The 15,638-nt window shown below is 63.1% G+C and carries 11 protein-coding genes; 8 read left to right on the top strand and 3 right to left on the bottom strand.

All coding sequences use genetic code 11. The features are described from left to right. The first annotated feature begins 174 nt into the window (after positions 1-174). The gene (gene gad, locus ACSFBL_RS28905; protein ID WP_435519324.1) at positions 175-1,602 is read left to right on the top strand and encodes a glutamate decarboxylase; all 1,428 of its coding nucleotides are present in this window, start codon (positions 175-177) and stop codon (positions 1,600-1,602) included. 18 nt (positions 1,603-1,620) lie between these two features. Then, positions 1,621-3,321 carry an aspartate:alanine exchanger family transporter gene (locus ACSFBL_RS28900; RefSeq protein WP_435519258.1) on the top strand — a complete coding sequence of 567 codons (1,701 nt, stop codon included), beginning with the start codon at positions 1,621-1,623 and terminating at the stop codon, positions 3,319-3,321. A 163-nt stretch (positions 3,322-3,484) separates the two neighbouring features. Here ACSFBL_RS28900 and ACSFBL_RS28895 read toward each other — a convergent pair whose 3' ends face one another. The 3 genes from ACSFBL_RS28895 to ACSFBL_RS28885 form a co-directional block, all read right to left on the bottom strand. Next, positions 3,485-4,204 carry a Crp/Fnr family transcriptional regulator gene (locus ACSFBL_RS28895; RefSeq protein WP_435519257.1) on the bottom strand — a complete coding sequence of 240 codons (720 nt, stop codon included), beginning with the start codon at positions 4,202-4,204 and terminating at the stop codon, positions 3,485-3,487. A 196-nt stretch (positions 4,205-4,400) separates the two neighbouring features. Continuing rightward, a complete protein-coding gene (gene mgtA / locus ACSFBL_RS28890; RefSeq protein WP_435519256.1) occupies positions 4,401-7,139 on the bottom strand; it encodes a magnesium-translocating P-type ATPase in 2,739 nt (912 codons plus the stop codon). 54 nt (positions 7,140-7,193) lie between these two features. Next, positions 7,194-8,378: an acetyl-CoA C-acyltransferase family protein gene (locus tag ACSFBL_RS28885; protein WP_435519255.1), complete on the bottom strand. Its 1,185-nt coding sequence runs from the start codon at positions 8,376-8,378 to the stop codon at positions 7,194-7,196. 139 nt (positions 8,379-8,517) lie between these two features. Here ACSFBL_RS28885 and ACSFBL_RS28880 point away from each other — a divergent pair, with 139 nt between their 5' ends. The 6 genes from ACSFBL_RS28880 (at position 8,518) to ACSFBL_RS28855 (ending at position 15,506) form a co-directional block, all read left to right on the top strand. After that, the gene (locus ACSFBL_RS28880) at positions 8,518-9,300 is read left to right on the top strand and encodes a YoaK family protein (RefSeq protein WP_435519254.1); all 783 of its coding nucleotides are present in this window, start codon (positions 8,518-8,520) and stop codon (positions 9,298-9,300) included. A 237-nt stretch (positions 9,301-9,537) separates the two neighbouring features. Next, entirely contained in the window at positions 9,538-11,181 is a 1,644-nt protein-coding gene (locus ACSFBL_RS28875) for an acyl-CoA synthetase (RefSeq protein ID WP_435519253.1), read from the top strand. 8 nt (positions 11,182-11,189) lie between these two features. Further along, positions 11,190-12,983 carry an acyl-CoA dehydrogenase family protein gene (locus ACSFBL_RS28870; protein WP_435519252.1) on the top strand — a complete coding sequence of 598 codons (1,794 nt, stop codon included), beginning with the start codon at positions 11,190-11,192 and terminating at the stop codon, positions 12,981-12,983. A 12-nt stretch (positions 12,984-12,995) separates the two neighbouring features. Then, entirely contained in the window at positions 12,996-13,484 is a 489-nt protein-coding gene (locus ACSFBL_RS28865) for a MaoC family dehydratase (RefSeq protein WP_435519251.1), read from the top strand. 256 nt (positions 13,485-13,740) lie between these two features. After that, positions 13,741-14,100, top strand: coding sequence for a hypothetical protein (locus tag ACSFBL_RS28860; protein ID WP_435519250.1), 360 nt, complete (start codon positions 13,741-13,743; stop codon positions 14,098-14,100). Between the two features lie 41 nt (positions 14,101-14,141). Continuing rightward, positions 14,142-15,506, top strand: coding sequence for an MFS transporter (locus ACSFBL_RS28855; RefSeq protein WP_435519249.1), 1,365 nt, complete (start codon positions 14,142-14,144; stop codon positions 15,504-15,506). Positions 15,507-15,638: the final 132 nt, after the last annotated feature.

Here is a 15,638-nt window from a genome sequence, read left to right as displayed (position 1 = left end):
TATTTCCCGCGCAATCTTCGGTCAACGCTGCGCAGATCAGCGTCGGATCAATGACGGCGGCGCCATTCTCGCGAGCCGATCTCTGATGCGCACGACAACTATCACCCCTACCGGAAGGAATTCCCCTTGGCATTGCACCAAACCATCGAGACGCACGATCAAGCCATTGAGGACGTGTATTCATCCGGCCCCTCAGAGCGCCGTTTGCCGAAATACCGAATGCCCGACCATTCGACGGCCGCGTCCGCAGCCTACAACCTTGTTCGGGACGAACTCATGCTCGACGGCAATTCGAGGCAGAACCTGGCCACCTTCTGCACGACCTGGGTCGAGCCGGAAGTCCAGAAACTCATGGCTGAAGCGCTCGACAAGAACATGATCGACAAGGACGAGTACCCGCAGACAGCCGAACTCGAGAACCGGTGCGTGCACATCATTGCGGACTTATGGCATGCGCCCAAATCGTGGGACACCTTGGGCTGTTCTACAACAGGATCGAGTGAGGCCGCGATGCTTGGGGGACTTGCGCTCAAGTGGCGATGGAAGAAACGGCGTGAGGCTGTCGGCCTGTCCACTGACAAACCCAATTTCGTATGCGGCCCGGTCCAAATCTGCTGGAAGAAGTTCGCGCGCTACTTCGATGTCGAGATCCGCGAAGTGCCGTTGCGTGGCGACGCACTCGGCCTGGAGCCCAGCGACCTGCGGCAATACTGCGATGAGAACACCATCGGGGTGGTGGCAACGCTGGGTGTGACCTTCACTGGCATCTACGAACCTGTCGCAACGCTGGCGCAGGCGCTCGACGAAATGGAGCGTGATCTCGGGCTCGACATTCCGATCCACGTCGACGCGGCGAGCGGGGGTTTCGTCGCTCCTTTCATCCAGCAGGAGATCGAATGGGACTTTTGCATCGAACGAGTCAAGTCCATCAACGCGTCCGGCCACAAGTACGGGCTGGCGCCTCTCGGTGTGGGTTGGGTGATCTGGCGGTCTAAGGCAGATCTCCCGGAGGACCTGATCTTCTATGTCGACTATCTCGGCGGCAACATGGCAACCTTCGCGCTGAATTTCAGCCGGCCGGGCGGCGAGATCATCGCGCAGTACTACAACTTCCTGCGCCTCGGGCGCGATGGCTACAGGCGGATCCAGCAAGCCTGTTCCGATACCGCGAAGTGGCTGGCTCAAGAGGTCGGGAAGATCGGACCTTTCGAATTGGTCTATGACGGAGACGGCGGGTTGCCTGCGGTCTGCTACCGGCTGAAAGAAGGCGTCGATCACGGCTTCACGCTCTATGACCTGTCCGAGCGCGTGCGCATCCGCGGATGGCAGATCGCGTCCTATCCCTTGCCTTCCGACCGCCAGCAGGTGATTGTCCAGCGCGTCCTCATCCGCCACGGCGTGAGCCGCGATCTGATAGGACTGCTGCTCGAAGATCTGCAGCGAGGCGTCGACTATCTGCTCGCGAATCCCGTGCGGCATTCGAGCGCCGGGCCGACGTTCAGCCACGGCGCGATTGCCGAGGCGCCGGCCGACGCGATCTTGCTCGATCGCATGCCCCTGCCGGCCGCCGAGTCGGTGCCACAGGCGCAGCCGGTCCACTAGTTCCAGGGAGCACGCCCAATGGTCGAATTTCTCGGCTTCCTGCAAAGGAATCCCTTCATCCTGCTGTTCCTCGTGGTCGGTCTTTCGATCTGGGCGGGGCGCTGGACAGTGAAGGGCTACGGCCTGGGGCCGGTCGCGTCGGCGATTGTCATTGGCTGCGCGATTGCGACCTGGGGTGCGGCGTATGGTCAACACTTCGAACTCGATAGCTTCACCAAGAGCCTCTTCTACTACCTGTTCATGTACGGTGTGGGATTGCGCGTCGGGCCGTCTTTCATCAACAGCCTGAAGGGCGACGGGCTGAAGTTCACTTTTCTGGCCATCCTTTCGTCCTTCCTCGGCCTGGGCATCGTCGTGGTTGGCACGCGCTGGCTCGCGCTGCCCGTCGGGGCGGCCGGCGGCATCCTCGCCGGCTCGCAGACCATGTCGGCAGCGATCGGCTCTGCCGAGCAAGCGATCACCTCCGGCGTGGTGTCTGTGCCCGCCGGTTCCTCGCAAGCTGCAGCGACCGCGATGATCGCGCTCTCCTACGGCATCACCTACATCTGGGGCACGGTCGGGATCATCTTGATCTGCAAGTACCTCCCGCGCTGGTGGCACGTGGACGCGAGCGAAGCAGCCCATGCGTACGAGCAGGCGCACGGCGTCCCCAATCTGGACGATGCTGGATTGAGCGGCTATCGGCCTTTCGACCTGCGCGCCTATCGGCTCGACAACCCTGAGCTCTTCGGCCAGACCATTGCGCAGTTCCGGGAACGCTTCGCTCAGTACCAGGTTGAGAACATCGAGCGCGGCAAGCAACTGCTGGGCGCAGATCCGACGCTGACGCTTCAGCGTGGCGACGTCATTGCACTGGGCGGCAGCCTCGCGGCGCTGACCTCGCACATGGGCTTGATCGGCCCGGAAATGCCGGACGCGCGTGCGCTGAATATTCCGCTCGACCAGGCGGAAATCGTGGTCACCCATCGCAGCGCGATCGGGCGCGCACTCAAGGAGTTCAGCGCTTCGGCAATCGCCGGGCAGGTCCAACTGACGGGCATCGACCGTGGAGGCGCTCCTCTTTTGGTCGGATTGGAGACACGCCTGCAAAGGCTGGATGTATTGCACCTGGTCGGATTGCGCAGCGCGATCGACAAGGCCGTCTTGATTCTCGGCAAGGTATCGCGTCCCAGCACTGCTACGGATCTGCTCACGCTGTCGTTGGGCATGATCCTCGGCTTTTTGATCGGACTCATCCAGGTACCTGCGTTCGGAGCGTCGGTGGGACTCGGCAACGCCGGCGGCCTGCTCGTGTCGGGCATCATCGTGTCGTCGCTGGTATCCCGCGTACGTTTCTTCGGCAACACACCGAATGCCGCGCGCAACATCCTCGAAGACATGGGGCTGATTTTTTTCGTCGCCATCGTCGGCGTGAATGCCGGAGCAAATTTGCTGTCCCAACTGAGCGGCGGGGTCGCCTTGAAGATTTTCCTGCTCGGCTTCGTCGCGTGCACGATCCCGCCGTTCATTGTGTGGGCGATCGGCTTCCATGTGCTCAAGATCAATCCGGCCGTCCTCATGGGCGGCGTCGCCGGCGCGCGCAGTCATTCGGGCCCGGCGCGCGAGGCCGCGAAGGAAATCGGCAGTTCGGTCCCGTGGATCGGCTTCCCGGTTGCATACGCCGTGTCGGGAATTCTGCTGACCGTGTTCGGCTACTTCGCCATGATCCTGGCCGCATGAGCAGTGACTCGCTCCAGGGGTCTCCAGCAAGATGGTTCTCTGCGGCCAACGGGTGCTTCCGATGTGTAAGCAGCCACAGTCTGCGCGCCACTGCGAACCTTGACCGTCTGCCAACGCGCACAGCGGCAGATGACGGGCCGCACCCCGCTGCTCCCGCGGGCGCTCAGGTCGCGATGTTGGCTGGAAGCAGCCGGTCGTACTCGGTCTTCACGACCGCATAGCACTCGCAGGTGCGCTTCTCCAGCCCGGCGCGATCCAGCACCGAGATGTGGCCCCGCGCGTAGCGGATCAGGCCGGCCTGCTGCAACTTCAGCGCACCCTCCGTCACGCCCTCGCGCCGAACGCCGAGCATATTGGCAATCAACTCCTGCGTCATCAGGAGTTCGCTGCCCTGCAAGCGATCGAGGCTCAGCAGAAGCCATCGACACAGTTGCTGGTCGAGCGAATGGTGCCGGTTGCACACCGCCGTCTGCGCCATCTGCGTGATCAATGCCTGGGTGTAGCGCAGCAGCAAGTGCAGCACCGGACCGGCCCGGTTGAACTCTTCTTTCATGAGATCGGCCCTCAATCGGAACCCCCGGCCGGCGCTCTGCACCACGGCGCGGCTGGGCGTCGATTCTCCGCCCATGAAGAGCGAGATGCCGACGATGCCTTCGTTGCCCACCACCGCGATCTCGGCCGAGGCGCCGTTCTCCATCACGTACAGCAACGACACGATCGACGTGGTCGGAAAGTACACATGACTCAGCGTTCTGCCCGATTCGTAAAGCACCTCCCCCAGCGGCATGTCGACCGGTTCAAGTTCCGGGAACCAGCGCTCCCGCTCGGCGTCCGCCAGCGCGGCAAGCAAGTGATTTTTCAGGGGGTCGGAGGACTTGGGCATCGCGCAAACTCCTCAGCAAGGCAGGCACCCGGGAATGGAGCGCGCCGCCCGCGCGCTCGCGACGAAGCCAGTATAGGCATCGCCGCGCGCCGGTGTGCGGTGTCGCACAGTACCTGCGACGCGAGTCGCTGAATCGAATCAAGGGATGCGCATCGACCTGACCAGTCAGGTCAGCCTGCCGCGGAACTCCACGTAGTCATTGCCAGCCGAAGCGCCGGGTATAGAACTGCTTCACGACCGTCGTGAGCGCACAGTAGGCCACGAGAATGGCGAAGAGCCAGGGAAAGTAGTTCCATGGCAGCGGCTGCAGCTTGAAGTAAGCGGCCAGCGGCCCCATCGGCAACCACAGGCCGATCGCCATGATCGCGAGCGTCATCCCGATCAAGGGCCAAGAGGCACGGCTTTCGAAAAAGGGCAACCTGGGCGTACGGATCATATGAACGATCAGCGTCTGCGTCAGAAGCCCCACAACGAACCAGCCCGATTGGAACAGGGCCTGGCTGCTCACCGTGTTCGCCTTGAACACCCACCACATCAGGGCGAAAGTGCAGAGGTCAAACACCGAACTGACTGGCCCGAAGAAGACCATGAACCGGCCGATGTCCGCCGGATTCCACTGGAGCGGCTTGGCCACGAGTTCCGCATCGACGTTGTCGAACGGAATGCCGGTCTGGGAGAAGTCGTACAACAGGTTCTGCACCAGCAGTTGCAGCGGCAGCATCGGCAGGAAAGGCAGGAAGGCGCTCGCCACCAGCACCGACAATACGTTGCCGAAATTCGAACTCGCCGTCATGCGGATGTACTTGAGCATGTTGCAGAACGTGCCGCGGCCCTCGATCACGCCGTCGTCGAGCACCAGCAGGCTCTTCTCCAGCAGGATGATGTCGGCCGCCTCCTTGGCGATGTCGACGGCGGAGTCCACCGAGATGCCGATGTCGGCCGCGCGCAGCGCCGGCGCGTCGTTGATGCCGTCACCCATGAAGCCGACGACGTGGCCATTGGCACGCAGCGCGCGCACAATGCGTTCCTTTTGCAACGGCGTCAGCTTGGCAAACAGGAGGTGCTGCTCGGCGGCGCGCGCCAGCGTGGCGTCATCCATCGCTTCGATTTGCGAACCCAGCAGGACCTGGTTGGATGGCAGGCCCACTTGTTGGCAGACGTGCGTCGACACGAACTCGTTGTCGCCGGTCAGCACCTTGACCACGACGCCGTGCGTTGCGAGCCTTTTCAGCGCCGGTGCTGTTGATTCCTTCGGCGGATCGAGGAAGGAGATGTAGCCGACCAGCGTAAGGCCGGCTTCATCCGCGACCGAATACGTCGTCTGGCTGGGTGGCATTTCCTTCATGGCCACAGCCACCACACGCAGGCCTTCCTGGTTGAGCCCGTGCGTGAACGCCAATATGCGCGTCATCGCAACCGCGTCGAGTGGCGGGTCGCAGGACTTGCCCGGGATGCCAGTAGCGCCGCTCACCCGGACCCTGGTGCAGATGGCCAGGATCTCTTCGAGCGCACCCTTGCAGATCAACTCATGGTGATCGTCCCTCTCGGACACCACCACGGACATGCGCCGCCGCACGAAATCGAACGGGATCTCGTCGACCTTGCGGTAGCCCTCCTTCAACTTGAGTTCGGCGGGAAGGTCCACGTTGTCGAGCACTGCGCGATCGAGCAGGTTCTTCAGGCCGGTCTGGTAGTAGCTGTTCAGGAACGCGAACTCCAGCACCTCGGTCGACAGTTCGCCGAACGGGTCGGTCTTGCGAGCCACGGCGATCTTGTCCTGCGTCAGCGTGCCGGTCTTGTCGGTGCACAGAACGTCCATCGCACCAAAGTTCTGGATCGCGTCAAGCCGCTTGACCACCACTTTCTTGCGCGACAGCATCACTGCGCCCTTGGCCAGCGTGGACGTGACGATCATCGGCAGCATCTCGGGCGTCAGCCCGACCGCCACCGACAGCGCGAACAGGAATGCCTGCAACCAGTCGCCCTTGGTGAAGCCGTTGACCAGCAGGACGATCGGCACCATCACCAGTGCAAAGCGGATCAGCAGCCAACTGACGCTGTTGACGCCCGCCTGGAATGCGTTGGGCTGCGGATCCACCGCCGCTACGCGAGACGCCAGTGTGCCGAAATAGGAGCGGCTTCCGGTCAGCACTACCAGTGCGGTGGCCGCACCTGAGACGACGTTGGTACCCATGAAGGCCAGGTTGACCTGCTCCAGCACACTGGCCCCATCGCCGCGTCGGTCGACGAACTTCTCCACCGGCAGCGATTCACCCGTCATCGCGGCCTGGCCTACAAAAAGGTCGCGTGCGGTGAGCACACGGCAGTCAGCCGGGATCATGTCACCGGCAGAAAGCGCCACCACATCGCCAGGCACCAGCTCGCGCTGCGGTATCTCAACGCGCTCGGACGGTTCGCCCATGCCGGGCCCGGAGCGTATCACCGTGGCGTTGCTGCTCACCATCGCCCGAAGCGATTCGGCGGCCCGGTGCGACCGGCCTTCCTGCACAAAACGGATGATGGTGCTCAGGGCCACCATCGCGCTGATGACGATGGTGGCCTTTGCGTCTGCACTGAGCCACGACAGGCCTCCCAATACCGTGAGCAGCACGTTGAAAGGGTTCAGGTAGCAGCGCCAGAGGTGCAGCCAGGCCGGCAACGGCTTCTCGTGCTCGACTTCATTGATTCCTACCCGGGCCAAGCGCTCAGCGGCCTCTGCCTGGGTCAGTCCGCTTTCGCGCGACAGCAGTCTCGCGAGCGCAGCGGACGGCGCTTCGGCGGCCACAAGGAACATGTCGTCCGACAAGGCAAGCGGAGCGCCGGCGACGCGCGCGTGCGCGGCAACAGTGTCGAGGATGGGCGGACGCGAAAAGTGCCGCTGCGCGCTGCGGTGCCGCAGGAAAGCGGAGAAGCCCTGGGTCAGCACTGTGCGCATGTCGATCGGGCAGCGATGCCACTGTCACGCCGCATCCGTGACAGGAGCGCGTGCTTAGAGGCGTTCGAATATCGCGGCGATGCCCTGGCCACCCCCGATGCACATGGTCACGAGCGCATAACGTCCGCCCGTACGGTGCAGCTCGTAGATGGCCTTGGTCGCGAGGAACGCACCGGAGCAGCCGATGGGATGGCCCAGGGCAATTGCGCCCCCGTTCGGGTTGACTTTACTCACGTCGAATTCCAGCCCGCGCGCCACCGCGATGGCTTGCGCGGCAAAGGCCTCGTTGCTTTCGATCACATCCATCTGGTCGAGCGACATGCCGCACTTCTTCAACGCCAGCCGCGTCGCAGGGATCGGTCCCTCGCCCATGATTTCGTTCGGAACGCCGGCCACCGCGTACGACACCAGCCGGGCCATCGGCCTGTGGCCGGCCGCCGCCGCGACGCTCGCATCGGCCAGGACGAAGAAAGCCGCGCCGTCGTTGATGCCCGACGCGTTCCCTGCTGTCACCGAGCCGTCCTTCTTAAATGCCGGCTTCATCTTCGCCAGGGTCTCCATCGATGTCGATGCCTTGACATGCTCGTCCGTGTCGAAGGTCACTTCGCCTTTGCGCGTTTGCTTGACGATGGGCACGATCTGCGACTTGAAGCGCCCTTCGGCGATGGCGGCCGCAGCGCGTCGATGCGATTCGACGGCAAGCGCGTCCTGCTCCTCGCGGGTGATGCCCCATTTGCTCACCAGGTTTTCAGCCGTGATTCCCATGTGGCCCACACCGAACGGGTCGGTCAGCGTCGCGACCATCATGTCGATCATCTGGGTATCGCCCATTCGCGCTCCGGAGCGCATCGCAGCGGACATGTAGCCGCCCCGGCTCATCACTTCCACGCCGCCTCCCACGCCGTAGTCGCAGTCGCCGAGCAGGATGTTCTGCGCGGTGGTCACGATGCCCTGAAGGCCCGAGGAGCACAAGCGATTGACGGACATCGCGACCGAATCCACCGGCAAGCCGGCCTGGATGGCCGCGACCCTCGCCACGTAGGCAAAACGGTTGTCGGTGGGAATCGTGTTGCCGACGGTCACGTAGTTGATGGCCTTCGGGTCGACGCCTGAACGCCGGACGGCCTCCTTCATGACGGTTCCCGCCAGTTCCGCGGGTTCCGTGTCGGCCAAGCCTCCGCCGAAGGTGCCGATCGCCGAGCGGGCCGCGCCCAGAATCACAACGTCACGTTGGGTCATTTCGTCTCTCTCTTTGGTAGATGTGCCATCACCTTGTAGACCCTTGCGCTGGACTTGTCGGTGCGCCAGTGCACCGACAGCATGGATGGTGCGGTGCCGCACAGACCATTTCGCTTCGCTGAACTACAACGCATTCGATATGACCGCGCGTTGGGCAGGCTTCCTGTACGGGCTGGTCGGGAGGCGGCGCACCCAGGCGGCCAATCGCCAGTTGGGCTGCGTGCTGGCCGCCGTCGCGGGCGCCATCAACGCCGGTGGCTTTCTCGCTGTGCACCGCTACACCTCTCACATGACGGGGATCGTGTCGTCGGTCGCCGACGACTTCGCCATCGGCAGCCTGGCACTGGCGCTCGCAGGCGTAGTGGCCCTTGCGACATTTGTGAGCGGGGCGGCCTGCACGGCGCTCCTGATCAACTGGGCACGCCGCCAAAGGTTGCACAGCAAGTATGCGCTGGCCCTGATGGTCGAGGCGGCGCTGCTGCTGTTGTTCGGCCTCGCGGGTGCGAATCTCGCGTCCTTCGCCCACCTGATGGTCCCCGCCACGGTAATGCTGCTGTGCTTCATCATGGGCTTGCAAAACGCGATCATCACCAAGATTTCCGGTGCCGAGATTCGAACGACGCACATGACCGGTATCGCCACAGACATCGGCATCGAGCTGGGCCGGCTGTTCTACTGGAACCGCAACGCGGCAGCCAACAGCGTGCACTTCGTCAAGGCCAACCGCGACAAGCTCTTCATTCATTGCGCCATCCTGGCGTCGTTCTTCGCGGGGGGCGTGGTCGGCGCCTTGGCATTCAAGGCTGTGGGTTTCGCGGCGACCATTCCGATCGCCTGCACCTTGGCCATGCTGGCATTGCCTCCGATCCTGGTCGACCTTCACTTGCGTCGCTTCGGCCATCGTTCAGCGCACGGACGGTGAAGCGCGCTCACTGGATGGCGGCGGCCGAATGCAGTTGCGGACGAGTGGCTGTTGTGCGTTGTGATGCCAGTGCCGTGCTTGCTCTGGTACAGCGAGTTGCGCAAGTGGGTGATGCGTTTCCATTGACTGCCAGCATCGGCGCTGCAGAGCGGTACGGCAGCGCACAGACGGATTCGCCTGGTGCGTCTATGTTGGAACGGCTAGGCGCCTGAGCGGCGCCGAAGAACGGACATCACCATGAAAAGAGCCCATCCCTACGAATTCGGCCTGGACAAGAACGAAGCCAACTTCGTTCCCTTGTCGCCCCTGAGTTTCCTGGAGCGATCAGCCAGCGTCTACCCGGGGCACACCGCGCTGATCTACGGAACACGACGGCAAACCTGGCGCGACACACATTCGCGCTGTCGCCAACTGGCCAGTGCTCTTGTGCAACGCGGGGTTGGCGCGGGCGATACCGTCGCGGTGATGCTGCCCAACGTGCCAGCGATGTTTGAAGCTCATTTCGGCGTGCCGATGACGGGCGCCGTGCTCAACACGCTCAATACGCGCCTCGACGCGGAGGCCATCGCGTTCATGCTGCAACACGGTGAGGCGAAGGTGCTTCTGACTGACCGAGAATTCGCGGGCGTGATCGAGAAGGCACTCGCGATGGTTGGCGACAGGCGGCCATTCGTAGTCGAGGTCGAGGACGACCATGCGCCGGCCGGCAATTCGCTCGGCGACGTTTCGTACGAGTCCTTTCTCGCGCAGGGCGACCCTGACTTCCGCTGGAAGCTGCCTTCCGACGAGTGGAATGCCATTGCCCTGAACTACACCTCCGGCACCACCGGCAACCCCAAGGGCGTGGTGACGCATCACCGGGGCGCCTACCTCAACGCGGTGTCGAACGTCGTGACGTGGGAGATGCCGCGCCTCCCCGTCTACCTCTGGACGCTGCCGATGTTCCATTGCAACGGCTGGTGCTTCCCGTGGACCCTGGCCTTGCAATCCGGCGCCAGCGTCTGCCTGCGCAAGTTCGAGCCAGAGACAGTGTTTGACCTGATCCGCGAGCACAAGGTCACCCACCTCTGCGGTGCGCCGATTGTCTATGGCATGCTGATCAACGCGCCCGAAGCGCAGCGCGCTGGCATTCGCCACGCTGTCAAGGGTTTGATCGCCGGATCCGCGCCGCCCGCCGCGATCATCGAAGGCTGTGAACAGATGGGGATCGCAATCACTCATGTCTACGGGCTGACGGAGGTCTACGGCCCAGCGGCTGTATGCGCCCAGCAGGTCGAGTGGGCTGCGCTCCCGGTGGGCGAGCGCGCCCGCCTGAACGCGCGCCAAGGCGTGGCCTATCCAATGCAAGAGGCCATCGTCGTGCTGAACCCCACCACGATGGAACCTGTGCCGGCGGATGGGGAGACGATAGGCGAGATCTTCTTCCGCGGCAATCTGGTGATGAAGGGCTACCTGAAGAACGCACAGGCCACGGAGGAAGCGTTCGCCGGTGGCTGGTTCCACACGGGCGACCTCGGGGTAACGCAGTCCGATGGCTATGTGAAGATCAAGGATCGCAGCAAGGACGTGATCATCTCCGGTGGCGAGAACATTTCCAGTGTCGAAGTCGAAGAGGTGCTGTATCGCCATGCCGCGGTGCTCGCGGCCGCCGTCGTGGCCAAGCCGGACGAGAAATGGGGCGAGGTGGCCGCGGCCTTCGTTGAACTGCGCATGGGTGCCACTGCGACAGAGGCGGAAATCATCGCGCATTGCCGCGCGGAAATGGCTCGGTTCAAGGTTCCAAAGCAGGTCATTTTCGGGGTGTTGCCCAAGACCTCCACCGGCAAGATCCAGAAGTTCGTGTTGCGCGAGCAGCTGCATTCGGCCGCAGCCATCGTGTGAGTGTCGTCATGAACTTCTATACCCCCCCGCTGCACGAGATGCTGTTCGCCATGAAAGCGCATGGTGGCCTGGATGCGGTGCTCGCTCAAGTCGGCAATGAAGAAGTCACTGGCGACCTGGTCGAGGCGATCCTTGAGGAAGCGTCGCGATTTGCGAGCGACGTGCTGGCGCCTATCAATGCTCAGGGAGACACCCAGGGCTGCCAATGGAGCAACGGCGTCGTGACCACCGCCGACGGGTTCAGGCACGCCTACACGGGCTTTTGCAAGAGCGGATGGAACGGCATGCCCTCGGGCACCGAGTTCGGCGGGCAGGGAATGCCCACGCTGGTGTCGACCGCGGTGCTCGAGATGTGGAAGGCCTCCAACATGGCGTTCTCGTTGTGCCAGATGCTCACGCTGGGCGCCGTGGAGGCCATCACGCATCACGGCAGTGAGGAACTGAGGCAGCGTTATCTGCCGGCAATGATCGAAGGCCGCTGGACCGGCACCATGAACATCACCGAGCCCCAAGCCGGCTCTGACCTCGGAGCCATTCGCACCAAGGCCATTCCGGATGGAGACCACTACCGCATCAGCGGAACGAAGATCTTCATCACCTGGGGCGAGCACGACATGGCGGACAACATCATCCATCTCGTACTGGCGCGTCTGCCAGATGCGCCGCCGGGCGTGAAGGGTATCTCACTGTTCGTCTGCCCCAAGTTCCTCGTGAATGCCGACGGCTCGCTTGGCGAGCGCAACGACCTCGTGTGCGCCTCGATCGAACACAAGATCGGCATCCACGGCAGCGCCACGGCTGTGATGTCGTTCGGCGAGGGGCCGGGCGCGCTCGGCTGGCTGGTCGGTGAGCTCAACAAGGGACTCGCCTGCATGTTCACGATGATGAATCACGCACGCCTGAACGTGGGCCTCGAAGGCGTAGCGATCTCGGACCGCGCCTACCAGAAGGCACGGCAGTTTGCGCTCGACCGCGTTCAAGGCAAGACGTTGGGCCGCGAGGGCGGCGCCAGCGCGACCATCATCGGTCACCCTGACGTACGCCGCATGCTGATGGACATGAAGGCACGCGTCGAGGCGATGCGTGCGCTGGCCTACTACACGGCCGGCCAGATGGACCGTGCTCACGGCCACGAGGACCCCTCCACGCGGCACAAGGCGCAGGCGCTGGTCGACCTGCTGATACCCGTCGTCAAAGGCTGGTGTACCGACAACGCGTTGGGCATCACGTCGGACGGCGTGCAGATTCACGGCGGCATGGGGTTCATCGAGGAAACCGGCGCCTCGCAGCACATGCGCGATGCACGAATCACTACCATCTACGAAGGAACGACGGGCATCCAGGCCAACGACCTGATCGGGCGCAAGCTGACGCGCGATGGCGGCGCGGCGATGAAGGAGCTCATCGCGATGATGCAATCCGACGTCGACTCGCTTCATGCGCCGGGCGCAACCGATGACGCGGTGCTCGCGGGCGTGGCCCTGGCCCTAGGAAACGGGTTGCGTGCCCTCGCCGAAGCCACTGACTGGGTGCTGGCCGCTTCGCCGCGCGATGCGGCGGCCGGGGCTGTGCCCTATCTGCGGCTCTGCGGCACGGTGATCGCCGGCTGGTTGACGGCGCGCGCTGCGCAAGTCGCCACGCTGCGATTGGCGCGCGGCGACACGGATGCCGATTTCCTGAACGCGAAGCGGATCACATCGCATCACTATGCGATGCACGTATTGCCCGGGGCCGGCGCATTGCGTGACACGGTCCTGCATGGAGCGTCGACCACCTTGGGCCTGACGGACGCCCAGTTCTAGCTCGGGGACAACATGAATGAAATGAACGGCTACGACGTCGAAGACCTGAAAGAGGGCATGCGCGCAACCTTCTCGAAGACCATCACAGAGGCCGACATCGTCCTGTTCGCTGGCGTATCGGGTGACAACAACGCCCTGCACGTGAACGAAGAGTTCGCGGCGACGACGCGCTTTGGCGGCAGAATCGCGCACGGCTTCCTTACGGCCAGCGTGATTTCGGCTGCGGTGGCCAACCACCTCCCAGGGCCCGGCACGATCTATCTCAGCCAGCTGCTGAATTTCCGTGCGCCGGTACGCATTGGCGAAACGGTGCATGCGCGTGTCAGCGTCAAGTCTGTGGATCTCCCGCGCCGCCGCGTGACGCTAGAAACGGTCTGCACGGTCGGAGAGTCCGTGGTCATTGACGGCGAGGCGGTGGTGATGACAACCTCGGCGACCAGGCGCCCGGCTGAGATGGTTGCTGTGAAGCCGCAGCCGACGCCGGCGCTCAGCCTCGTCTGACTGCGGGCTGCTCCCAGGCCGCTCGGCGTTCGCGCGTGCGTTCATGAGTGATGGACCAGCGATGAATGCGCCTGTGGGTGCTCTGCCGCACCGACAGGACACCCGCTACGTTGTAAACAGAGGAAGGCACGGAAATGGGCGCAAGCACAGGGTCCGTGCGGCGGAACGGATCTCAAGGCCTCACGGAGTCTTTGGCTCCGATCGGCGGCACCGCCTGACAGGCTGCTGGTAGTGCTCCAAGAATCGAGTGGCCTCAATGACCGGCGCATCCCGGGGAAAGATCCATATGAATGACCTCACGAAACCCTTCGTCAAGCTGTCCACGTCCAACACGGAACTCATGACGAGTTTCGCGCAATCGCCGGAGGTCGCCGAACTGGCGAACGTCAATGCGCAGGAGTTTCTGGACCTCGCGCAGAAGGCCTTTGGCGGCGCAGCGGCGTCCAGCGCACATGCCGATCTCGTCCGAAGTCTCGCCGAGAACTATGCGACCTTTGCGCGAGAAAACGCCGAGAACCTCATGGGCATTCTCGCCGGAGGACAGGCCGCTGTTGCGCAACAAGTCACCGCTGCAAGCGAGCGTATGGCCGCGGCCACTGAAGTGAATAAACGGTAGCTCAGAGCGGACTCGTCGACCAAAGCAAACCGGAGCCCATCATGCATCGGATAGACGTTCACAAACTGGTCGACGAGGCCAGGTTCAATCGCTTTCACGCACTTGTCCTTTGCTGGTGCGTGCTCATCATCATCATCGATGGCTACGACCTCGCGGTGGCGGGCATCGCTCTGCCCAGCATCATGAAGGACATGAACGTCGACGCCTCCACGGCCGGGTTCATGGCGAGTTCGGCCCTGTTCGGAATGATGTTCGGTGCGATATTTCTTGGCACCCTCTCTGACCGGATCGGTCGCCGCTGGACGATCTCCATCTGTGTCTTTCTGTTCAGTGTCTTCACAGCGGCGGCAGGATTCACGAGCGATCCGTACACGTTCAGCGTGCTGCGATTCCTTGCAGGCCTCGGCATCGGCGGCGTGATGCCCAATATCGTGGCGCAGATGACCGAATACTCTCCCAAGACGATCCGAAGCCGCATGGTGACTATCATGTTCTCCGGCTATGCGGTCGGCGGCATCCTGGCCGCGCTCATCGGCAAGCAGTTCATCGAAACCTATGGCTGGCCATCGGTGTTCATCGCCGCCGGCGCGCCCGTGCTGCTGATCCCGTTTATCTTGAAAATGATGCCGGAGTCGTTGCCCTTCCTGATCAAGCACCATGACGACACCCACCTGCGGCAAGTCGTCAGTCGCCTCGTGCCGGACCTGCGGATGGAGGCACATGAGGAGTTCTTGCTGCCGGCAGAGGACGAGGCCGGGGGAGCGCCCGTCCGCCAGTTGTTCCAAGACGGCCGCGGCCTCAGCACGATCATGTTCTGGATCGCCTTCTTCATGGGACTATTCATGATCTACGCGTTGAGTTCCTGGTTGACCAAGCTGATGGCAATGGCGGGCTACAGCCTCGGTTCCGCCCTGACGTTCTCACTGGCGTTGAACGTCGGTGCCATGGTGGGTGCCATCTCAGGGGGATGGCTCGCCGACAAGTTCAACATCAAGTACGTGCTGGTGATCATGTATGCGCTCGGCGCGGTGTTCCTTTACATGATGACCATCAAGACGTCGCAGGAAGTGCTCTACGTGATCGTTGGACTGGTGGGCACCTGCACCACCGGCGCCCAGATCGTCGCATACGCGTATTGCGGCCAGTACTACCCCATGGCAATCCGATCGACAGGTATCGGGATGGCAGCTGGGATAGGGCGTACCGGCGCGATCATGGCGCCCCTGCTGATCGGCTTGCTCGTTTCGCTGAAGCTGCCCCTGGAGCAGAACTTCATCGCCATCGCGACGGCGGGTGCGCTCGGAGCCATCGCGCTCGCTTTCATCAACCATCGCGCGTCGGCATCGACACATCACGACGACGCCTTGCGCAACACGATCCCACCACTGCGTGAGGTGCCGGTCTAGGTGGCGTGGTTCAGGCTGCGGATCGTTACTGAACGCGGTGCCCGCCGATATTCCAGGGCAGCAAGTCCACGATGCGGTTGATCGGCAATGCGTGCGAGCACATCGCGCAGACACGCTTGCCTGCGAGGTCAG

The organism is Variovorax glacialis, assembly GCF_051216375.1.
Taxonomy (GTDB): Bacteria; Pseudomonadota; Gammaproteobacteria; order Burkholderiales; family Burkholderiaceae_C; genus Variovorax.
The sequence above is the reverse complement of the archived record's forward strand: the minus strand, read 5'-3'. Positions and strand labels throughout refer to the sequence as shown.